Source organism: Flavobacterium sp. (genome assembly GCF_965277525.1).
In the GTDB taxonomy this organism is placed as follows: Bacteria; Bacteroidota; Bacteroidia; order Flavobacteriales; family Flavobacteriaceae; genus Flavobacterium.
The window spans coordinates 176,687-200,183 of the sequence record NZ_CBDIDC010000002.1; the positions used below are offsets into that span (position 1 = coordinate 176,687).

The 23,497-nt window shown below is 34.6% G+C and carries 15 protein-coding genes; 6 read left to right on the top strand and 9 right to left on the bottom strand.

The annotated features are described in order from the left end of the window. Nucleotides 1-18: 18 nt before the first annotated feature. The 4 genes from ACQY44_RS03005 to thrA all read right to left on the bottom strand — a co-directional run bounded on the left by ACQY44_RS03005 (nt 19) and on the right by thrA (nt 5,799). Entirely contained in the window at nt 19-369 is a 351-nt protein-coding gene (locus ACQY44_RS03005) for a hypothetical protein (protein WP_428228944.1), read from the bottom strand. Nucleotides 370-554: 185 nt separating this feature from the next. Continuing rightward, nucleotides 555-1,844 carry a threonine synthase gene (gene thrC, locus ACQY44_RS03010; protein ID WP_428228945.1) on the bottom strand — a complete coding sequence of 430 codons (1,290 nt, stop codon included), beginning with the start codon at nt 1,842-1,844 and terminating at the stop codon, nt 555-557. A gap of 428 nt (nt 1,845-2,272) precedes the next feature. Next, the gene (locus tag ACQY44_RS03015) at nt 2,273-3,205 is read right to left on the bottom strand and encodes a homoserine kinase (protein WP_428228946.1); all 933 of its coding nucleotides are present in this window, start codon (nt 3,203-3,205) and stop codon (nt 2,273-2,275) included. Between the two features lie 146 nt (nt 3,206-3,351). Then, the gene (thrA, locus tag ACQY44_RS03020; protein ID WP_428228947.1) at nt 3,352-5,799 is read right to left on the bottom strand and encodes a bifunctional aspartate kinase/homoserine dehydrogenase I; all 2,448 of its coding nucleotides are present in this window, start codon (nt 5,797-5,799) and stop codon (nt 3,352-3,354) included. A gap of 722 nt (nt 5,800-6,521) precedes the next feature. On the opposite strand from thrA, the gene hutH reads away from it, so the two are divergent. The 4 genes from hutH (at nt 6,522) to ACQY44_RS03040 (ending at nt 11,626) form a co-directional block, all read left to right on the top strand. Next, complete coding sequence (hutH, locus tag ACQY44_RS03025) at nt 6,522-8,036, top strand: histidine ammonia-lyase (protein WP_428228948.1); 1,515 nt, start codon at nt 6,522-6,524, stop codon at nt 8,034-8,036. A 48-nt stretch (nt 8,037-8,084) separates the two neighbouring features. Further along, nucleotides 8,085-8,729, top strand: coding sequence for a DUF47 domain-containing protein (locus ACQY44_RS03030; RefSeq protein ID WP_007810732.1), 645 nt, complete (start codon nt 8,085-8,087; stop codon nt 8,727-8,729). Between the two features lie 32 nt (nt 8,730-8,761). After that, nucleotides 8,762-10,096 (top strand): anion permease, encoded by a 1,335-nt coding sequence (locus tag ACQY44_RS03035; RefSeq protein ID WP_428228949.1) that lies wholly within the window; start codon nt 8,762-8,764, stop codon nt 10,094-10,096. Nucleotides 10,097-10,261: 165 nt separating this feature from the next. Continuing rightward, nucleotides 10,262-11,626, top strand: a complete 1,365-nt coding sequence (locus tag ACQY44_RS03040) for an SMI1/KNR4 family protein (RefSeq protein WP_428228950.1) — start codon at nt 10,262-10,264, stop codon at nt 11,624-11,626. Nucleotides 11,627-11,747: 121 nt separating this feature from the next. Here ACQY44_RS03040 and ACQY44_RS03045 read toward each other — a convergent pair whose 3' ends face one another. The 3 genes from ACQY44_RS03045 to ACQY44_RS03055 all read right to left on the bottom strand — a co-directional run bounded on the left by ACQY44_RS03045 (nt 11,748) and on the right by ACQY44_RS03055 (nt 16,421). Further along, nucleotides 11,748-12,266, bottom strand: a complete 519-nt coding sequence (locus tag ACQY44_RS03045) for a DUF421 domain-containing protein (protein WP_428228951.1) — start codon at nt 12,264-12,266, stop codon at nt 11,748-11,750. 96 nt (nt 12,267-12,362) lie between these two features. Beyond that, entirely contained in the window at nt 12,363-13,733 is a 1,371-nt protein-coding gene (gene rimK / locus ACQY44_RS03050) for a 30S ribosomal protein S6--L-glutamate ligase (RefSeq protein WP_428228952.1), read from the bottom strand. Between the two features lie 141 nt (nt 13,734-13,874). Continuing rightward, complete coding sequence (locus ACQY44_RS03055; protein WP_428228953.1) at nt 13,875-16,421, bottom strand: ATP-dependent Clp protease ATP-binding subunit; 2,547 nt, start codon at nt 16,419-16,421, stop codon at nt 13,875-13,877. A 258-nt stretch (nt 16,422-16,679) separates the two neighbouring features. Between ACQY44_RS03055 and gyrA the strand changes: the two genes are divergently transcribed. Then, complete coding sequence (gyrA, locus tag ACQY44_RS03060) at nt 16,680-19,325, top strand: DNA gyrase subunit A (protein WP_428228954.1); 2,646 nt, start codon at nt 16,680-16,682, stop codon at nt 19,323-19,325. A 39-nt stretch (nt 19,326-19,364) separates the two neighbouring features. Further along, nucleotides 19,365-20,633, top strand: coding sequence for a tetratricopeptide repeat protein (locus tag ACQY44_RS03065; protein ID WP_428228955.1), 1,269 nt, complete (start codon nt 19,365-19,367; stop codon nt 20,631-20,633). 77 nt (nt 20,634-20,710) lie between these two features. Here ACQY44_RS03065 and ACQY44_RS03070 read toward each other — a convergent pair whose 3' ends face one another. Together ACQY44_RS03070 and ACQY44_RS03075 are read right to left on the bottom strand one after the other, a co-directional pair. After that, nucleotides 20,711-21,130: an OsmC family protein gene (locus tag ACQY44_RS03070; protein WP_428228956.1), complete on the bottom strand. Its 420-nt coding sequence runs from the start codon at nt 21,128-21,130 to the stop codon at nt 20,711-20,713. A gap of 368 nt (nt 21,131-21,498) precedes the next feature. Next, nucleotides 21,499-23,490: a DUF349 domain-containing protein gene (locus tag ACQY44_RS03075; protein ID WP_428228957.1), complete on the bottom strand. Its 1,992-nt coding sequence runs from the start codon at nt 23,488-23,490 to the stop codon at nt 21,499-21,501. Nucleotides 23,491-23,497: the final 7 nt, after the last annotated feature.

The following is a 23,497-nucleotide window of genomic DNA, read 5'->3' on the forward strand; positions in this document are numbered from 1 at the left end:
TTTACTAAATTACAATGATTATATGTTTGTTATGAAAGTTTTTATGCCGTTTTCAAAATTAAATTTATCATCATATGGTATATTAGCTTGTGTTTCATACTGAATTAGTAAATCAGAATCTTCCAAAATAAAAACTCCAAAACCTGTTATTACGTGATCTTCACTTGTTGAAGGAATTTTTATTACTTCTACTAATTTATCCGTCATAAAATTGTAAAAGTCGCTCCCTTCAAATGGTAATTTGTCTAAATAAAAAGTTATGTTTCGACTACTTCCAATCCAATTAGGACCAATGTCAGAAAGTATTTTCCATTTAACGGTTAAAGTTTTACTTTCTAATTCTTTTTTAAGTTCTTCTATCGAATTCATCACAATGTTACTCTAAATAGGTTTGCGTTAGTAAAAGTTAATTTCGTTTTCTTGTTTTCAAATATATTTATTTTTTCTTGTCAATTTTTTAAGTTTTATGTTGAGTAATTAAATCGAATACAGTAGGGACAACAAAACGACCGAGATTTATTTCAATCGTTTTGTTTATTATGATATAAATTGAACTATCCCAAAAAAGCTTTCAGCTCTTCATAAGTCTTAATCTTGACACTCACTTTCTCCTCATTAATAACACTTTCAATTTGTTCCGGAATAGGAAGTGTAATTCCCAAAGCAGGTTCAACAACATCCAGAAATTTAATAGGATGCGCTGTTTCTAAGAAAACTCCAATTGCGTTTTCATGTTTTTCGAGTTCTTTTTTCAAACCTAAATAACCAACTGCGCCGTGTGGTTCTGCGATATAACCGTCGACTTTGTAGATGTTTTTTAAGGCAACAAGCGTTTCTTCATCAGTATAACTATAAGAAGAGAAATCTTTTTCGAAAGCTTTTAAATCATTGTTGTATAATTCCTGAATTCTGATAAAGTTACTTGGGTTTCCAACATCCATAGCATTAGAGATTGTGGCTTTAGAAGGTTTAGGATCGTATTTTCCGCTTTCTAAGAATCTTGGTACGGTATCGTTTACGTTTGTAGATGCAACAAAATGTTCGATTGGTAAACCTAATTTCTTAGCCATGATTCCGGCACAGATATTTCCGAAGTTTCCGCTAGGGCAAGAGAAGACTAAAGGTTTGTTTTGGCTTTTCAATGCTTTATAAGCAAAGAAAAAATAGAACATTTGTGGCAACCAACGCGCAATATTGATAGAATTTGCCGAAGTCAGGTTTTTGTGCGCTAAAGTCTCGTCTAAAAACGCTTTTTTTACCATATCCTGGCAATCATCAAAAACGCCATCAACTTCTAGCGCTTTAATATTTTTTCCTAAAGTCGTCAATTGTTTTTCCTGAATGTCACTCACTTTTCGTGACGGATATAAAATCACGACATCAACGCCGTCAACACCAAGAAATCCGCTGGCAACGGCTCCGCCAGTATCTCCCGAAGTCGCTACCAAAACGGTATTTTTACTGTCTTTTTTATCTTTATTAAAATACGCCAGACAACGAGACATAAATCGCGCTCCAACATCTTTAAAAGCCATTGTTGGTCCGTGGAATAATTCTAACGAATAGATCCCTTTTTCGACTTCTACCACCGGAAAATCAAAGCTTAGAGTTTCGGCGATAATTTCTCTTAAATTTTCTTCTGGAATTTCATCGCCCACAAATTGCTGAATCACATCAAATGCGATATCGTTATGGCTTAAATTTTCGATTACGTTAAAAAATGCAGGATTTAAGGGCGTAATAGTTTGAGGAAAATACAATCCTTTATCACTCGCTAATCCTTGTATCACAGCTTCTTTAAAAGAAACTTCCGGGGCATTATGGTTTAAACTATAGTATTTCATGGTTTATTTTAGATTTTTAGATTTTAGATTTTAAATTTTAGAAAAAAGAGAATAGAGGATAGAGGATAGACTTTTCTGTAATCAATTTTCAATTTTTTAAATTCTAATGGTTGTTTTTTATTTAACCGCAAAGATCGCAAAGCTTTGTGGTTTTAAAATATTGTTTTCTATTTTACTAGTTAATTAAGCGCATTTTTTGTCATTTCGACGTAAGGAGAAATCTTCGCAAGTAACTCCGCAAACTAAATCGCCAATCTTTGTCGAGCTTCTCGTGAAGATTTCTCCTCCGTCGAAATGACAGACTGTGTGTTATACTTTGTGTGACATACTTTGCGCGAACTTCTCCCGAAACCTCGGGATCGCTCAGCCTGACAAACAGCGGGAATAATTTTTAATTCTAAATTTTTAATTTTTTAATTCTTCCCAGCTTACAAAATCCTAACTCCATCCGGATTAATTTTCGAAACATGAATTTCATACGGTAAATTCATTTTTTCGTAAACATCGCTCATGGCTTTTGCAATTTTATCAGCGGTATTTTTTCCTCTGCTTAAGGCAAAAATCGACGGACCAGAACCTGAAATTCCGGAACCTAAAGCACCGTTTTCAAGAGCCGTTTGTTTGATTAAATCAAAACCCGGAATCAAAACGCTTCTTAAAGGTTCTACGATTTCGTCATGAAGTGATCTTCCAATCAAATCATAATCTTTGGTGTATAAACCTGCGATTAATCCGCCCACATTTCCCCATTGCATAATCGCACTTTTTAAGGAAACGGTTTGTTTTAATACCGAACGGGCATCAGATGTTTTCAACTCAATTTGAGGGTGAACCACCGTTGCAAATAATTCCTCAGGACTATCAATTCTGATAATATCAAGCGGAGCATAACTTCTTACCAAAGTAAAACCTCCCAAAAGAGCAGGGGCAACGTTATCAGCGTGGGCATTTCCGCTGGCTAATTTTTCGCCTTGCATCGCAAATTGAACCAAATCTTTGCGCGAATATGGTATTCCTAATAATTCATTGATCCCGAAAACGGCTCCGGCAGAACTTGCAGCGCTGCTTCCAATTCCGCTTCCGGCTTTGATGTGTTTGTAGATTTCGATTTCAAATCCAAAATTGATCACTTCAAAATCTCTTTCGTAAGCTTCCAACATCGCAATTGCCGCAACTCCCGAAACATTTTTATCAGTTTCTAAAGGTAAATCAGCACCTACGATTTTAGTAATGCGAATTCCTTTTTGTTCTGTTTTTCGAACAATCATTTCATCACCCGCATTGTCTAAGCAAAGTCCCAATACATCAAATCCGCATGAGAGGTTGGCGATTGTGGCCGGGCAAAATAGTTTTATTTCCATCTTTTTAAAGGTTCAGAGCGGCAAAGGTTCAAAGGAACAAAGGCTTTGCTGCTCGCAATTTTTATATTTAGGTTTAAAGGTTCAGAGAGGCAAAGCGACAAAGTGAAAACCTTTGAACCTTTGTGCCTCTGTACCTTTGTACCTTATTAAATGTTTCCTATTCGAATTACATCCGCAAAAATTCCTGATGCTGTTACCGCAGCTCCGGCTCCGGCACCTTTGATTAACAACGGCTGATCTACATAACGATCTGTGTAGAACAATACGATATTGTCTTTTCCTTCTAAGTTATAGAAAGGATGATCTTTTGGGATGAATTGTAATCCAACGCTTGCTTTTCCGTTTTCGAATTTCGCAACATATTTCAATCTTGACTCTTTACTTAATGCTTCTTCATATATTTTTTCAAAATGAGGAGCATGTTTAATTAAAGAAGCAAAAAAGTCTTCGTTGTTTGTTGTCGCTAAACATTCAGCAGGCAGGAATGATTCGTTTACAATGGCGTCAATATCCATTTCATAACCGCTTTCGCGAATAAGAATCAGGATTTTACGTGCCACGTCAATTCCGCTTAAATCAATTTTCGGGTCCGGTTCTGTAAAACCCTGAACTCCGGCTTCTTTTACAACATCATGAAAAGAATTATTCTTATCAAAATTATTGAAAATGAAGTTCAGACTTCCTGATAAAACGGCCTGTATTTTATGCACTTTATCGCCCGAAGCAATTAAGTTTTTTACCGTGTCGATAATGGGTAATCCTGCGCCAACATTAGTCTCAAACAAAAATGGAGCATTGTATTGACGGGATAAACTTTTTAGTTTTTTATAATTGTCGTACGCAGAGGAACAGGCAATTTTATTACAGGTTACAACCGCAATACTTTCTTTTAAGAATTTTTCATAAGTTTCAGAAACGCTTGCATTTGCTGTAATATCCACAAAAATACTGTTACGTAAATTGAGTTCTTTGGCGCGTGCGATAAATTCTGTTGGAATAGCATGATCGCCTTTGTCTAAAGCCGATTGCCAGTCTTTTAAAGAAATTCCGTCTTCGTCAAAAAGCATTTTTCTGGAGTTCGACAAAGCAATTACACGAACATTGATTTTTAGATTTTCTTTTAAAAATTTTCTTTGATTGTGAATTTGTTCGATGAATTTTTCACCCACATTTCCAACTCCCATTACAAATAGATTCAGCTGTTTGGTATTTTCTTCAAAGAAGTTTTCATGTAGCGTATTCAGTGCTTTTTTAACGTCTCTTTCGTTAATTACAGTCGAAATATTACGTTCAGATGCACCTTGCGCAATGGCGCGGATATTTACATTGTTTTTTCCTAAAGTACTAAACATTCTTCCGCTTAAACCCTGGTGATTCTTCATGTTTTCACCCACCAAAGCAATAATGCAAAGGTCTTTTTCTACAATCGCAGGATCAATTTTGTTTTGTAAGATCTCAACTTCAAAAGCTCTGTTAATCGCAGCTTCGGCATTTTCAGCATCAGAATTTAAAATTCCGATACAAATCGAATGCTCCGAAGAAGCCTGAGTGATAAAAATAACGTTGATTTTTTCCTGGGACAATACTTCGAACAAACGTCTTGATGAACCTGCAACTCCAATCATTCCCGGACCTTCAAGAGTTACGAGCGAAATATTATCAATATGGCTGATTCCTTTTACAACCGTATCTTTTGAGGAAACCTGACTGGAAATTAAAGTTCCTTCGGCTTCCGGCTCAAAAGTATTTTTGATAAGAATTGGAATGTTTTTTCTTAAAACAGGCTGAATTGTTGGCGGATACAGCACTTTGGCACCAAAATGAGATAATTCCATCGCTTCCTGGTATGAAATTGTTGCAATTGGCTGTGCTTGTTTTACAATTTTAGGGTTAGCAGTAAACATTCCGTTGACGTCTGTCCAGATTTCTAATTGTTCTGCTTCAAGTGCACCGGCGATTATTGCGGCAGTATAATCAGAACCTCCACGGCCCAAAGTTGTAGTGATTCCGTCAGTAGTCTGAGCGATAAATCCGGGTAAAATATTGATTTTCGATTGATTTTCGGCAAAATATTCCTGAATCAAATTATTTGAAATTTCAAAATTTACAACCGCTTTACCAAAGTTATTGTTGGTTTTAATGAGTTCGCGACTGTCTTTATAAGTAACATTTTTATCAATTTGCTGATAAGCCTGTGCAATGATGTAAGACGAAAGTAATTCTCCAAAACTTAAAATAGTATCTGCAGTTCTTGGTGATAATTCACCTAATAAAAAGCAACCGTCTAATAAAGTTTCCAGATGATTGATGATTCTTTTTACGTGACTTAATAAGCTGCTTTGTTCACTTACAGGAATTAATTCTTTTAAAGTGTCAAGGTGTTTTTTCTCGATTTCAGCAACGATATCCCTGAAAGTTTCATCGTTTGCAGCTGCTTTCGCTGCTGCTGATTGTAATAAATCGGTGACCTTGCTTAAAGCCGAAACAACAACTACTAATTTATCTTGTTTAGAATTCTGGTTTATAATTTCGAGAACGAGTTTTATATTTTGAGCATTGGCAACCGAAGTTCCGCCAAATTTTAATACTTTCATTTTGATGTTTTTTAATAAGGTGCAAAGATTTTAAGTAACAAAGGTTCAAAGGTTATCAACTGTGAACTGAAACTGAAAACTGCGACTATTTTTTTCTTTGTAAATGTTTTTCATGTATCCAATGTCTTTCTTCTTTCACGAAAAAAGTATAGATAACCCAGGTTTATATGTGAAAATGTATACCCCTAAGGGGTAGTAGTTGTTGTAGTAGAAATTGTGGTAGCAGCAATTGCAACTCTGGATTGAGCTGTCATTGTAGATTGATATTTTTCGCTGTTACTTTTCATTTTGGTTTTTCAAAAGTACAGTTTTTTATAAAAGTTAAAAAACGGAATTTCCTTTTTACGAATATTTTAATAATTCAAATCTCATCAATTCAATATTGAGTATTTGTTAAAATTAAAACTCTAAAGATGACGTATTCATATATTTAGGGCTTTTTTGTAAAGGGCTTAAAATAATAAGAGTGCTGTTTTAGCTGTGAGATGCTTTTAAAATATACGATTTTATCCTATATATTAGATAGGAAATGTTTTTTAAGGTTATAAAATAAAATTTCAAATTCAATTCTTACTAAATTAAAGATCTGATTTTTTGCCTGATAAGGATTATGAAATAAATAAAACAGAGGAACCGAAATTGTTCAAATTTTAATTATTATGAACAAATGTTGCTTTTTAATATTGATTTGCTGAATTTTGGTGTCTTAAAATACAAACAATATGAGAGAAATCCATTATATAAGTACTGAAACCTTAAGTTTAGAAGCCCTGCAAGAAATCATAGTGAATCAAAAAACACTTGAATTATCAGAGGAAGCAAAAGTAAATGTTCAGAAATGTCGTGATTATTTAGATAAAAAAATGGCTTCACATTCTGAACCTATCTACGGTATCAATACAGGATTTGGATCTTTATGTAATGTAAAAATCTCTAATGAAAATTTATCCAAACTTCAGGAAAACCTGGTAAAGTCTCACGCGTGCGGAACGGGAGAAGAAGTTCCTGCTGAAATTGTAAAGCTGATGTTGCTGCTTAAAATTCAATCGTTAAGTTACGGACATTCCGGAATTCAGCTGCAAACCGTAAATCGTCTGGTTGATTTTTATAATAATGATATTTTACCTATAATCTATACTCAGGGTTCACTTGGGGCTTCCGGAGATTTAGCACCTTTGGCACACTTGTCTTTACCATTATTAGGAGAAGGAGAAGTTTTGTTTGAAGGAAAAAAAGTGAATTCTGCTGAAGTTCTGAAGCATTTTGGCTGGGAACCAATCGTGTTACAATCAAAAGAAGGGTTGGCATTGTTAAACGGAACGCAATTTATGAGCGCTTATGGGGCACATATTTTAATTAAAGCGTATAAATATTCTTATTTAGCAGATTTAATTGGAACAATTTCGCTTGAAGGTTTCGATGGAAGAAGCGAACCTTTTAACGAATTGATTCATTATATACGTCCTCATAAAGGACAAATTATTACGGCACAGCGCATCAATGAGTTTCTGGAAGGAAGTGAAATTATTGCACAGGATAAAAAACATGTTCAGGATCCGTATTCTTTCCGTTGTATGCCGCAAGTTCACGGTGCTTCAAAAGATGCGATCGATTACGTTAGAAAAGTATTCAAAACCGAAATTAATTCGGTTACGGATAATCCAAATATATTTATAGAAGCCGATCAGATTATATCCGGAGGGAATTTTCATGGGCAACCTTTGGCTTTAGCCTTAGATTTTATGGCAATTGCTCTGGCAGAATTAGGAAGTATTTCTGAAAGAAGAACGTATCAGTTAATTTCAGGATTACGCAATCTTCCGGCATTTTTGGTTGATAATCCGGGATTAAATTCAGGTTTTATGATTCCGCAATATACTGCAGCAAGTATTGCAAGTCAAAATAAGCAGTTGGCAACTCCGTCAAGTGTAGATAGTATTGTATCGAGTAACGGGCAGGAAGATCACGTAAGTATGGGGGCAAACGGAGCGACAAAAGCATTACGTGTTTTAGATAATTTAGAACGTATTTTAGCGATCGAATTAATGAATGCTTCTCAGGCAATTGCGTACAGAGAACCTCTAAAATCAAGCGATTTTATCGAGATGTTTTTGAGCAGTTACAGAGAGGTTGTTCCGCTTGTAAAAGAGGATAGAATCTTACATTATGACATTGAGAAAACCGTTGAGTTCCTTGATAGTTTCCAAATTGAAAACGATTTGTTAACAATGGCTTAACATTGCAAAATATTAATGAAGTAATTTTGCCGTATCAAAAATATAAAAATGTCAATAAACAGTATTTTCCAATTTTTAGTGCCGAAAGACAAAAAATTCTTTCCACTTTTTGAAGAGGCTTCAAGCAATCTAATTGAATTAGCTTCTAATTTACACGAAGCTGTAAATCTTCCATTGAAAGAAAGAGAAGTTCTTTTTCAGAAAATTGACGAGTTAGAGCAAAAAGGAGAAGACATTACACGTCAAACCAATCTGGAATTGAGTAGAAACTTTATTACTCCGTTTGACAGAGAGGATATTCACACATTGATTACTTCTATTGATAACGTTGCCGATTATTTGCACGGAGCAGCAAGCAGAATGAGGTTGTATCAGGTTGATAAGATTACAAAATCAATCAGAAAAATGACCGAAATCAATCTTGAAGCTTGTCAGAACATTGACAGTGCGGTAAAAGAATTGAGAAATTTAAAGAATTTCAAAGTCATAAAAGATGCTTGTGCCAGAATTAATAAACTGGAAAACAAGTCCGATAACGTTTATAACAAAGCAGTTTTTGAAATTTTTGAAAACGAAACAGATGCTAAAAATATTATTAAATATAAAGAAGTGTTATCTGTTTTAGAATCAGCAACAGATAAATGTAAGAGTGTTGCAAACATACTGGAATCTATTTCTGTAAAACATTCTTAAATTCAATTTATTTCATTCTGAAGTTATAATTTATGACGCTACTTATAATTATTATAGTATTAGCTTTAATTTTTGATTACATCAATGGTTTTCATGATGCGGCAAATGCTATTGCAACAGTTGTTGCCACAAAGGTTCTAACGCCTTTTCAGGCGGTTCTTTGGGCAGCATTTTTTAACTTTCTGGCTTATTGGGTTTTCGGATTTGGTGTTGCGGATACTGTTGCAAAAACAGCCCACACAATGGAGATTAACCTTGTAGTTATTCTTGCCGGTGTTATTGCAGCTATTTGTTGGAATTTATTGACCTGGTGGTTAGGAATTCCTTCCAGTTCATCACATACTTTAATTGGTGGTTTTGCAGGAGCAGCAGTTGCTCATGCGATCGCTGTACATGGGTTTTCAGGTTATGTTGATGCAGACGGAACGACACATTATTGGTACCAAATCGTAAGTTGGTATAAGGCAGGAAAAGATGGCGGAATGCCTTCAGGGGTTCTTATTATTATTGCGTTTATTGTTTTAGCCCCTTTATTAGGAGCATTGGCCTCGTATTTAATCTCGATTTGGTTGTTAAATGCTTCACGTAAAATTATTGGACCAAAAATTTTCACAGTTGCTTTAATGATTGGTACTGTTTGGTTGGTTAGTAGTCTAATGGTGCCTTATTCAGCGATTGACAAGCCTAGATTCGATTCGCATTTTTGGAGTGTAGCTTTTGATCCGCACAACATTAAATGGTTTTTAGTAGCCTTTATTATCTTAACAGTAAGTGCATTTTGTTTGATATTTAGTAGTTTAAACCTACATCAGGCTGATGCAGCTTTAAAAAAGATGCAATTATTATCTTCTGCAGCCTTTAGTTTAGGACACGGAGGAAATGATTCGCAAAAAGTAATGGGTATTATCGCTGCTGCTGTAGCGGTTTATATCAATACAAACCCTGGTGTTCATATGGATTCCTGGTTGGATGTTGTGTTGCCTAATGATGATTTAGGGATAAAAGGAGTAATGCCGGGATGGATTCCATTAGCATGTTATTCTGCAATTGCTGCGGGAACTTTAAGTGGTGGTTGGAAAATTGTAAAAACGATGGGTTCTAAAATCACAAAAGTAACTTCGTTTGAAGGTGTTGCTGCTGAAACTGCTGGTGCTTTAACACTTTATTTTACTGAACACTTAAAAATTCCAGTAAGTACAACCCATACGATTACAGGTTCTATCATCGGGGTTGGATTAACTAAACGTGTTTCTGCCGTTCGTTGGGGAGTTACGGTAAGTTTAATTTGGGCCTGGATATTAACGATTCCTATTTCAGCGCTATTAGCAGGTTTGGTTTACTTCATTCTAAGTGTATTTATTGGATAATAAAAAGATTTTGTAAAATGTGAGATATAAAATCATATTTTAAAACAGATAAAAAAAAGCTGGTTTCTTAATTGAAACTGGCTTTTTTGTTTGATATCAGAGGTTGTTTTGAAATTATAATGTGTTTATATTTACTTCATAATACAGAAAGAATTGAGATTGAAAATGGACAAATTGAACCAAATAGAAAGAATAAAAAGCAAGTTGATCCTTGCAAAAGAAGCCGATAAAGATTTAAAAATATTTGGGGCTGATAATCATCAATATACCTTAGGGAAAACGGTGAGTAATGATGATGTTCTAAGTTTTGAAAAAGAGTATAATTTAGAGCTTCCGGAGGATTATAAAGCATTTTTACTTCATATTGGTAATGGAGGAATTTCGTATGCAAATTCTGCTGCAGGGCCGGGTTACGGAATATTTCCTCTTGGAAAAAATGTAGATGAATTTATTCCTGAAAATACAAATCAGTTTTTAAAGGAAGATTGTATACTTTATCCAAAAATGTCAGATGATTTTTGGTCTGACTTGAATAAGAATATCGAAGAAAAAGAGGATATTTCTACAGAAGATTTTGATCTTGAATTGGGTAGAATATTTTCAGGATTATTACCTATCGGAACTCAAGGTTGTACGTATTATTATGCGCTTGTTTTAAATGGTAGATTTAAAGGAAAAGTGGTTAATGTTGATAGTGACAGGCAAAAGCCATACTTTGCGTTTGAGTCTGATTTTTTAGATTGGTACGAAAGATGGTTAGATGAGATTATACCTGAAGGTATGATGTCAGCTGATCCTGACTTATTTAAGTTTACACTTGGCGGATTGTCTAGTTGTATTTTAGAGATCTATTTCTCGACAGGCGGTCATGATATTAAAATAGAATGCCTGAACGGAATCTTAAAAAAGGAAAAATTAGATTCCGGAACTTTAGATATTGTAGAAGAACAATACAAATTGACTTCAGGCGAAATTAAAAAAGCGATTCTTCAAATATTGAGCAAATTTGATTATGAACGTGCAAAACCTTATTTACTTTCTTATTCTGATGAAAGTTTATTAGATGTTTTTCAGTTTATTTTTTGGTACGCAAAAGACAAGAGTATTGATTGGTTAGAACTTATAAAGTCTAAAGTTAGTACGGTAAATGATGAAGAAACATTTCGATTTTGCACGTATTTACTAGGAGAAATGAATATGGATTACGGAGATATTATTGTTCCTTTTACTTCTAGTAAAAATGAAGATATAAGAATCGAGTCTTATTATTCGCTTGGGCAATTAGAAAATAAAAACAATTATATTGATGCTTTTATTACAGGTCTTAATGATAGCTCAAACAGGGTAATTCACGCTACTTTGCAGGCATTAGATGGGTTAGAGGATCAAAAACTTTTAAAGCATTATAAAATAATAGCGAAGAAATTCCCTAAAGAAAAAGATTATATTTTAGTTAATCTGAATCATAGATTAAAACCGTTTGGTTTAAACAATAAAACGATAAAAGATATTGATACAGATACTTACTAGGTTGAAATTACGAGTAATTAGAATGGTATTAGCTTTGTATAATTAAGTTTCGATTTCTTTAAATTTCAAATTCCAACTTTAAACGTTTTTTTAATTTAAATTTGGAATTTTTACTAATAAATTACTTTTGTAAATTCTTGCGATTGTGTTTTCTTTTGTAGTGTGTCTGTTTGAGATTGCTTTTGTCTTGCGAGATAATGCTTATAGTGCCGTCTATTTCAAGCATAGCGAGCTTTACATCCGTCAAATGCTCTAAGCCATGTTCACGTGCCGCTTCTTTTAATTCGTCGTGCGAAATATCTAATTTGCTCAGGGTTTTGAAATCTAATACTCCATTGTGAATCAGGATTTCAGGTTTGTCTAATAATAAGTTATTAAGGCCTTTGTATTTATGAGTCAGCTTTTTGATAACAAAATTAATTATAAATAAAGCCAAAGCCGCAATCAAACCTCCTGAAAGACTTGTGTCCGGACCAACCATTGCATTTTGAACCGAGTTACTGATCAGTAAAATAAGAATAATATCGGCAGTGTTTAATTGCGAAAGTTCCTTTTTTCCAAAGAGTCTAAGTGCAATTGTCATGAAAAAATATACAGCAACACTTCTTAAAATAATATCAAAATAGGGATATAGCGCCATTTTTTAGGGTTTAAATTTAAAAAAGCTTTGCCAAAGTTTCAAACTTTGACAAAGCTGCTAAATTAATGATATGTTATGAAGTTCAAATGAACTTGCTTATGTAAGTTTAAAGTTCTTTTCGATTGCTTTGATCATTTCTCCGGCAATATCTTTGTTGGTAGCGCCTTCGATTCCTTCCAATCCTGGAGAAGAATTTACCTCAAGCAATAACGGCCCTTTTGAAGAACGAATGATATCAACACCGGCTACTTTTAAATCCATAGCTTTTGCTGCTTTTATAGCGATCTTTTTTTCTTCGGGAGTTACTTTTATAACTGATGCGGTTCCGCCAAGGTGAATGTTTGCCCTGAATTCTCCCGGCATTGCTTCACGCTGAATAGCGGCAACCACTTTTCCGTCGATAACAAAACAACGAATGTCTTTTCCGTTGGCTTCTTTAATGAATTCCTGAACCAAAATATTGGCATTTAAGCTTTTGAAAGCATTGATAACGCTTTCTGCGGCTTTTTTTGTTTCTGCCAGAACAACACCTTTTCCTTGTGTTCCCTCCAGTAATTTTACGATTAAAGGCGAACCTCCAACCATCTTAATCAAATTGTCAGTATCCAAAGGAGAATTGGCAAAACCAGTTGTTGGGATATCAATTCCGCTATTCAGAAGCAATTGCAGAGAGTATAATTTATCTCGTGATTGTGTTATGGCTGAAGCTGAATTTAAAACAAAAACCTTCAAAGCCTCAAACTGACGTGTTAATGCACAGCCATAAAAAGTAATGCTTGGTCGAATTCTTGGAATAATAGCGTCAAATTGATTTAATATTTTTCCGCCGCGATAATGAATTTCAGGTGTTTTGGCATCCAGTTTCATATAGCATTCCTTGATATTCAAAAAATGCATTTCATGACCGCGCATTTCGCCCGCTTCCATGATTCTTTTATTGCTGTATAATTCAGGATTACTCGCCAAAAGCCCAATTCGTAAACCAGAAGTTGCTTTTTCAGAGTTTTGATATAATTCTTTTAAAGCTTCAGCAGTTGGTTGTCCTAACATGTATTTTTCCTGAGGATCAACTAATACACGTCCGCTCATAGCTTCACGTCCCAAAAGCATTCTGAATCCCATTGAATCCCGATTGGTCAGAGTCATTTCGATTGGCCATTTTACATCGCCAAGTTTGATACTGGTCTGGATCACATAACGGTGTTCTCTAAAACCGCTTGAACTTTTTACGATTCTTTTGTCTACCAACGGAGCTTCGCAATGGATGATGGTTTTAATATTATTCTGAATTGGATTAATATCAAATTTTACCCAATTGGCATCATTTTTTATAAAAGGTGCTATGTTTATAGCGTGCATTGCCGAAGTCTTGGCACCGGAATCAACACGGGCTTTGATTGTCGGGATTCCTAGTTCTGGAAATGCGCACCATTCTTCGCTACCTAAAATGACTTTATTTTGAAGCATACGTTATTATTTATTTATAGAATATAATAGCCAAAAATAGCTATTTGCTTTTACTAAAGATAGTAATTTATCTAAAAAAAATACCCGTTATGTTATGAAAACGTAACGGGTAAATTAAATTTGTTAGAAAATTAATCTATATTATTGATTTGTTGGTTCTTCGGCTTTGTGTATTTCTACAGAAAGTTCCTGAGAATCATCTTTTAGATCCATTAAGATCTCATCGCCTGAATGTATTTTCGAGGTTATGATTTCTTCTGCTAATAAATCTTCAACATATTTCTGAATCGCTCTTTTTAGAGGTCTTGCTCCAAACTGTCTGTCAAATCCTTTCTCAGCAATAAATGCTTTTGCTTTGTCAGTTAGATTTAGAGTGTATCCTAATTCAGAAACTCGTGAGTATAGTTTTTTAAGCTCGATTTCGATAATCAAATCAATATCGTGTTTTTCTAATGCGTTAAATACGATTACATCATCAATTCTGTTTAAGAACTCAGGAGCAAAGGTTTTTTTCAAGGCATTTTCGATAATGCTTTTTGAGTTTTCATCAGCCTGAGCCACTTTAGCTGCAGTTCCGAATCCTACACCTTGTCCAAAATCTTTTAACTGACGTGCTCCAACGTTAGAAGTCATGATAATGATCGTGTTTTTGAAGTCGATTTTGCGACCTAAACTATCTGTCAAATATCCGTCATCTAAAACCTGAAGCATCATATTAAACACATCCGGATGTGCTTTTTCGATCTCATCTAAAAGTACAACGCAGTATGGTTTTCTGCGAACTTTTTCAGTCAATTGACCACCTTCTTCGTATCCTACGTATCCCGGAGGCGCTCCAACTAAGCGGGAGATTGCAAATTTCTCCATGTATTCACTCATGTCGATACGAACTAACGCATCTTCAGAATCGAATAATTCTTTTGCTAAAACTTTTGCTAATTGGGTTTTACCAACACCAGTCTGACCTAAGAAAATAAACGAACCAATAGGTTTGTTAGGATCTTTTAGTCCGGCTCTGTTACGTTGAATAGAACGCGCAATTTTAAGAACAGCTTCGTTTTGACCAATTACTTTGTTCTGAATCAATTCAGGTAATTTAGCCAGTTTGTTGCTTTCTGTTTGTGCAATTCTGTTTACAGGAATTCCGGTCATCATCGAAACAACATCGGCTACATTATCTTCTGTAACTTCAATTCTGTTGTTTTTGGAATCTTCTTCCCATTGCTCTTGTGCGACGGCCAGATCTTTTTCAATGCGTTTTTCATCATCGCGAAGTTTGGCAGCCTCTTCGTATTTTTGTTTTTTGACTACCATGTTTTTCATTTCGCGAACTTCTTCTAACTGACGTTCTAAATCAAGAATTTGTTTAGGAACATCAATGTTAGTAATGTGTACGCGAGATCCTGCTTCGTCAAGAGCATCGATAGCTTTGTCCGGTAAAAAACGTTCAGACATATATCTGTTTGTTAATTTAACACAAGCCTCAATAGCTTCCTGAGTATAGGTAACATTGTGGTGATCTTCGTATTTATCTTTAATATTGTTTAAGATCGCAATAGTTTCTTCAACAGAAGTTGGTTCCACAATTACTTTCTGGAAACGTCTTTCAAGAGCGCCATCTTTCTCGATATATTGTCTGTATTCATCAAGAGTTGTGGCACCAATACATTGGATTTCGCCTCTTGCCAAAGCAGGTTTGAACATGTTTGACGCATCCAGAGATCCTGTTGCTCCACCGGCACCTACAATAGTGTGAATTTCATCAATAAAAAGAATGATGTCATCGTTTTTCTCCAGCTCGTTCATCACGGCTTTCATTCTTTCTTCAAACTGACCACGGTATTTTGTTCCGGCTACTAAACTAGCCAGGTCAAGAGTAACCACACGTTTGTTGAAAAGAATACGGGAAACTTTCTTTTGGATGATACGTAGCGCAAGTCCTTCTGCAATAGCAGATTTACCAACTCCCGGTTCTCCAATAAGTAACGGGTTGTTCTTTTTTCTACGGCTTAGAATTTGAGAAACGCGTTCAATTTCTTTCTCGCGTCCTACGACCGGATCAAGTTTTCCTTCCTCAGCCATTTCTGTTAAATCTCTCCCAAAATTATCTAAAACCGGAGTTTTGGATTTTTTGTTTGACTTATTGGCGGGATTATTAAAACTACTTTCTTTAAGACTGTCATCTTGTCCTGAATCGTCATTATACGATTCGTTTCTTGGCAAGTTTTCTAAGAATTCTTCTTCGTTTGGAGTCATGTTTAAATATTGTTCTTTAGCTATGTCATAATCTATTTTTAGTTTATTCAATAGCTTGGTTGTTGGATCGTTTTCGTTTCGTAAGATACACAATAGCAAGTGCGCTGTGCTAATAGACGAGCTCTGAAATACTTTAGCTTCAAGAAAGGTCGTCTTCAGGGCTCTTTCCGCCTGACGCGTAAGATGAAGATTTTTCTTTTCTGCATTTACTTCAACGCTTTGATTGGCCGGGCTCAGTATTTCTACCTTCCTGCGTAAATGATCTAAATCGACTGCAAGGTTATTAAGTATATGAATAGCTTTTCCGTTTCCATCCCTTAAAATGCCTAGCATTAGATGTTCAGTACCAATAAAGTCGTGGCCCAAACGTAAGGCTTCCTCTTTACTGTAGGTAATAACATCTTTTACTCTTGGTGAAAAATTATCATCCATAATATATAATTGGTATTGTAAATTTAGTGAATTAGTGTTTGAAAAACAAAAACCATACCCTTCGAGATCTCCTGACAGCTAAGAGACAAAAAAAATAACAATAAAAGCGTTAAAATACGCTTAATTTATTAACCAAAAGCGAAAATAAAGTTGTTAATAAATCATTGAAATAAGTGTAAGGAAATAGCTGAAAAAATTCCAAAAAAACGTATCTTGGCACGCTTTGAAACTAATATAATTATTTAAACATAACAACTTATGTCTGAAGGAGAAAAGTTAATTCCTATTAACATTGAAGATGAAATGAAATCAGCTTACATCGATTATTCGATGTCAGTAATTGTATCGAGAGCACTTCCGGATGTTAGAGATGGCTTGAAACCAGTGCATCGAAGAGTTCTTTACGGAATGTATGATTTAGGTGTAACTTCAAGATCTGCCCACAAAAAATCTGCAAGAATCGTAGGAGAGGTTCTGGGTAAGTATCACCCACACGGAGATACTTCGGTTTATGATGCGATGGTACGTATGGCCCAGGAATGGAGTTTGCGTTATTTATTAGTGGATGGTCAGGGTAACTTTGGATCTGTAGATGGCGACAGCCCGGCAGCAATGCGTTATACTGAGGCGAGAATGCGTAAAATATCAGAAGATATTATGGCAGACATCGAAAAAGAAACAGTTGATTTTCAATTGAACTTTGATGATACTTTATATGAGCCAAAAGTAATGCCAACCAGAGTTCCTACTTTGTTAATTAACGGAGCAACTGGAATCGCGGTAGGTATGGCAACCAATATGCCTCCACACAATTTAACTGAAGTTATCAACGGAACACTTGCGTACCTTGATAATAACGATATTGAAATTGACGAATTAATGACGCATATTAAAGCTCCGGATTTTCCAACCGGAGGTATAATATACGGTTACGAAGGAGTTCGTGAAGCATTTAAAACCGGTAGGGGGCGTATTGTAATGCGTGCTAAAGTTGGTTTTGAAGAGGTTGACGGAAGAGAATGTATTATTGTTACCGAGATTCCGTATCAGGTGAACAAAGCCGAAATGATCAAACGTACGGCTGATTTAGTCAATGATAAAAAAATTGAAGGTATTGCGAATATTCGTGATGAATCAGACAGAAATGGTATGCGTATCGTTTATATCCTGAAACGTGATGCGACGCCAAACGTAGTTTTGAATACCTTATATAAATATACCTCATTACAATCCTCTTTTAGTGTAAACAATATTGCACTGGTAAAAGGTCGCCCGCAAATGCTGAATCTAAAAGACATGATTCATTACTTTATTGAGCACCGCCATGATGTTGTAGTTCGCAGAACACGTTTTGAATTGCGTAAAGCAGAAGAAAGAGCGCATATTTTAGAAGGCTTAATTATTGCTTCTGATAATATTGATGAAGTAATTGCTTTAATAAGAGGTTCGAAAAATACGGAAGAAGCTCGTGAGAAATTGATCGAAAGATTTAAATTATCAGATATTCAGGCTCGTGCCATTGTTGAAATGCGTTTGCGTCAGTTAACAGGTCTGGAACAAGATAAGTTAAGAGCTGAATACGAGGAATTGATGAAGTTAATCGAGCATTTGAAAGCTTTATTAGCAGATGTAGGTTTAAGAACTAACTTAATTAAGGAGGAACTTGAAGAAATTCGTGAAAAATACGGAGATGCGCGTCGTTCTCAAATTGAATATTCCGGTGGAGATGTAAGTATAGAAGATTTAATTGCGGATGAAAATGTGGTTATTACAATTTCGCATGCAGGTTATATCAAACGTACTAATTTAACAGAATATAAAACCCAAAACAGAGGTGGAGTTGGGCAAAAAAGTGCAGGAACAAGAGATCAGGATTTCCTTGAGCATATGTTCGTTGCAACCAATCACCAATATATGATGTTTTTTACGCAAAAAGGAAAATGTTTCTGGATGCGTGTTTACGAAATTCCTGAAGGAAGCAAAACAGCAAAAGGTAGAGCGATTCAGAATTTAGTAAACATTGAAAGTGATGATAAAGTAAAAGCTTTCATTTGTACTCAGGATTTAAAAGATAAAGATTATATCAACAGTCATAATCTTGTAATGGTAACGAAAAAAGGTCAGGTTAAGAAAACTTCTTTAGAGAAATATTCTAAACCAAGGGTAAATGGTGTTGCTGCAATTACGATTAAAGAAGGTGATGAATTGCTTGAAGCGAAATTAACCAACGGAGAAAGTCAAATTATCCTTGCTGTTAAGTCTGGTAAATTGGTTCGTTTTGAGGAAACTAAAACACGTCCAATGGGAAGAACAGCTTCAGGAGTTCGTGGAATTACCCTAAAAGATGATACTGATGAAGTAATTGGTATGGTGACGGTTGATAAAGATAATGTTAACGACTCTCAAATTTTAGTTGTAACTGAAAACGGATACGGTAAACGTACTAAATTAGTTGATGATGATGGAGAGGATGTTTACAGAATTACAAACCGTGGCGGAAAAGGTGTGAAAACACTTAATATCACAGAAAAAACAGGAAAATTAATTTCGATTAGTGCTGTAACTGATGCTGATGACTTGATGATTATCAATAAATCAGGATTAACGATCAGAATGGCTATTGAAGATTTACGTGTAATGGGTCGTGCAACACAAGGTGTTCGATTGATTAACCTAAAAGGTAAAGATTCTATTGCTGCTGTAACAAAAGTAATGAAAGACGATGTTGCGGAAGTAGTTGTTGATGAAGATGGCAATGTTATCGAATCTGTTATTGAAAGAGTAAAACCTGATTTAGAAGTTCTTGAAGACGAAGGTCCTGTAGAAGATGATGATGACGATGATGCTGACGAAGAATTAGAAGATGACGATGATGCTGAAGACGAAGAAGAATCTGAAGAATAAAATTTAACCACTTATAATTAAATATACAAATTGAATACTATGAAAAGTAAATATGTAATACTTGCATCAGCATTATTGATTTCAGTAGCTACTTTTGCTCAGAAAGATCAGATAAAGAATGCTGAGAAAGCGTTAAAAGGAGGAGATGCTCAAGGAGCAGTTGCCATCCTGAAAGATGCTGAAAATTTGGTTGTAAATGCCAAAGATGTTGAACAAGCTCAATACTACTTTGTACAAGGGAATGCTTATTTGGCTTTAGCAGATAAAAAAGTAGAGGAAAGCAAAAACCTTTCTCTTGCTGCTGAAAGCTATAAAAAGTTAATTGATGTTGAAAAAGCTTCCGGAAAATTAAAATATTCTACACAGGCTGCGACTTCAATTAGTGATATAAAAGGAAAGTTAATTAATTCAGCTATTGCAGATTCTCAGGCAAGCAAACATGCTGACGGTGCAAAAAAATTGTATGATGCTTATTTGTTAGATAAAAAAGATACAATCAATTTGTATTATGCAGCTTCAACAGCAGTAAATGCTCAGGATTTTGATCTTGCTTTACCAATGTACGAAGAATTAAAAAAATTAAACTATTCCGGAAAAGGGACCAGCTATTTAGCTGTAAATAAAATTTCTGGTAATGAAGATAATTTTAATAGTGCTAAAGATAGAGATTTAGCTGTAAAATTAGGAACACACGAAAAGCCTAAAACTGAAGCGATTCCTTCTAAAAGAGGTGAGATTTACAAAAACTTAGCTTTGATTTTAGTTCAAAAAGGACGTAGCGAAGATGCTAAAAAAGCAATTGCTGATGCCAGAAAAGCAAATCCAGATGATAGTTCTTTGATTCTTAGTGAGGCTAACTTGTATTTAGAATCTAAAGATTATGATACTTACAAAAAATTAGTGGGTGAAGCTTTAGAAAAAGATCCAAAGAATGCTGACTTAGTTTTTAATTTAGGTGTAATTAGTGCCAATGCTAAAAACAATGCAGATGCTGAGAAATATTACCTAAAAGCGATCGAAATCAATCCAAACTATGCAAATGCTTATCTTAACCTTGCAGCTTTAAAATTAGAAGCTGAAAAGCCAATTATTGATGAGATGAATAAATTGGGTACTTCTGCAAAAGATATGAAACGTTACGATGTGTTGAAAGGACAAAGAGAAAATGTTTTTAAAGGAGTTATTCCTTATCTTAAAAAAGCAAATGAATTAGATCCTAAAAACGAAGATGTATCTAAAACATTATTAGGTGTTTACAAAGCATTAGAAATGACTGCTGAAGCAAAAGCATTAAAAGCTACTATGTAATTTCAGGCATTTAGAAATAAGAAAAAAAACCATCAGTTGAGTCTGATGGTTTTTTTTATACTTAAAATGATCCTGTCTTAGCTAACTAAAGTAGCGGTGAGGGTAATAGTTGTGTTCAGAAGTTTAGAGATCGGGCAGATTTCTTTTGCTTTTGCAGCTGTTTTTTCAAATTCTTCAGCCGAAATTGAAGGAACTTTTCCTTTTAGGTCTAAATGAATCAAGGTAATTGTTCCGTCTTCAAAAGTAACTGTTGCCTCTGTATTTAGATCATCTGCTGTAAAACCACCTTCGTTAAGCAAAAAGCTTAATTGCATCGTAAAACAGCCGGAATGTGCTGCAGCGATCAATTCTTCAGGATTGGTTCCAACTCCGTCTGCAAATCTGGTTTTAAAGGATAATTGTGCGTTATCTAATGTCGTGCTTTGTGTACTGATCGTTCCTTTTCCTTCCATGCCTGTTCCTTTCCAGTTGGCATTCGCTTTTCTTGTAAATTTCATATTCGTTGTTATTAGGATTAATAATTGAATTTGTTGATTATCAATAGATAATGTGGTTTATCAAATATAAACAATATTTTAGATAAGTTTTTTTATCAAATTATAATACATTGTTAAGTTTTTGGGTTTTGTGTTTCAGGTTTGCGTTTGAAATGAGATAAATGTTGGAGTGAATTTTACCGCAAAGCACGCCAAGGTTTTATTTTGCTGCAGTTAGAAAACACAAAGTTCGCAAAGCTTTGTGTTTATTTAGCTTTGCGAACTTTGCGTAAATCTTTGCGCTCTTTGCGGTAAAAAAAAGCTAGTGCATAAAAAAAAGGTGCAATGATTAAATTACACCTTTTTATTTATTGTAGAAACTTAAAACGTTATTCCTGACCTAAATTACGCAATTGTTTCAGTTTATCTTTCCAAAGTTCAAGGCTTTCTTTATGAATAGCGATGTTTTTGCGAACTTCAAGAACAATTGAATTCTCTTTTTTGGCATTTTTAGTATTAGCAAAAAACTGTATATTGTTTTCTAATTGGAAAATTTCATTTTGAACTTCCTCAATTTTGCGCATCAGGAAAATCTTTTCATTATCTAGTTTACGAGTATCGTTACTGTCCGATAAAGAGTCGATTCTATTAGAGAAACGCATCATTTCGGTTTCTTTTTTACTCAAACTTAATTTTTCAAATAGTGCATCCAGGATTTTATTGAATTTTCCTTCGATATGACGTCTTGAGAAAGGTACTTTTCCATAACCTTTCCAGATTTCAATATGAGCTTTTATAGCATCCAGATCAGTTTTGTGATCACCTGTCAATTGGTAAGCGCGTAAAATATCCAAGTATGCTTTTTTATTGTCAAAAGCAGCTACCTCATCTACGTTTTCTTCTGATTTGTGTTCTTTTAGTTTGTCAAAATAATGATTACAGGCGTCTTTGAATTCTTTCCAGATTTTGTCTGAATATTTTTTAGGAACATGGCCAATTTGTTTCCATTCTTCCTGAATTTGTTTCATTACTGGAGTAGTAGCGCCGAAATCGACACTTTCCTGGAGTTCTTTGGCTTTTGCAACAAGAGCCATTTTTTTATTTAAATTGTCGTTTTGATCTTTTTTAATGTCTTTGTAAAATGAATTTTTAAAAGAATTAAAGTTCCTAACGGCAGTTTTAAATGCTGCCCAGGTTTCTTCATTTACGTCTGAAGGTACTTTTCCGGCGGCAAAAAACTCATTTCTAAGCGCTTCTACTTTTTGAATTTGTAACAGCCATTGCGAGTGAGAGTTTACTTTTTCAGTTCCTAAAACCTCAATTTTCGCAATAATTTCTTTTTTAGCTTCAAGATTATTTTGTTCGTTTGCTCGTTGACTTTCAAATAAAATTTCTCTTTTATCATGGATTTTTTTAGTCAGTTCGCTAAATTTATTCCAGATCGTATCGCGGTGTTCCTTAGAAACGGGGCCAATATCTTCTTTCCAGATTCTATGTAAATCCTGCAATTCACGGAACGCTTTACTGATATCGGTTTCATTAGCCAATTCTTCAACACGTGTAATAATTTTTTGCTTTTGCTCCAGATTGTATTTAAAATCTAAATCTCTTGCTTCACGATCTAAGTGTAGATAATCATAAAAATTCTCTACGTGAAAGTGGTAGTTATTCCAAACGTGATTGTATTTGTCTTTTGGAATCGCTCCTGCATTTTTCCATCTTTCTCTTAAATCGTTAAAATGTTTAAGAGTGTCTTTTATATTTTCCTGCGGGTTGATAAGTTCTTTAAGCTCTTCAACTATAGCAAGTCTGTTTTCTAAATTTGATTTTAGATTGGTTTGTAAATGCTTGAAATGATCATTTCTTTTTTCCCTAAAAATAGTATAGTATTCGTCAAATTTAGATTTTAACGGAGAATGATATTCGAATTCCTCATTAGGATCTTGTTTAGAAGCGTTGAATTCTTCTTTTTTCTCCTCTATAAGGTGGTTATATTGTAATAAAAACGACTTTTTAATTTCCTCAATATGATCTTTTACAGACATTACTTTATCTGTATTGATCAATTTTTTAAGCTCATCAACAAGTGCATCCAAAGAGAACGTATCATAATCCTGCATAGGAATTTCATGACGCTCTTTTAATGTTTCATCTTCACTTTCTTCAGCATTGGAATTTGTTATGGCATCTAATGCAGTCTGATGATTGGTTTCTGTTGTTTCAACTCTGTCTTCTGCTTCAGTATTTGTTTCTGAAGTTGAAATTTCAGCAGCAGTTTCAGGCTCCAATGTTTCGATTGTATTATCTGGTGTAGAATCGCTAATTTCGATTTCTAATTTTCCGTCTGCCTCTTGCAGGTTATCATTCTTTTCTTCTAACATCTTAAAT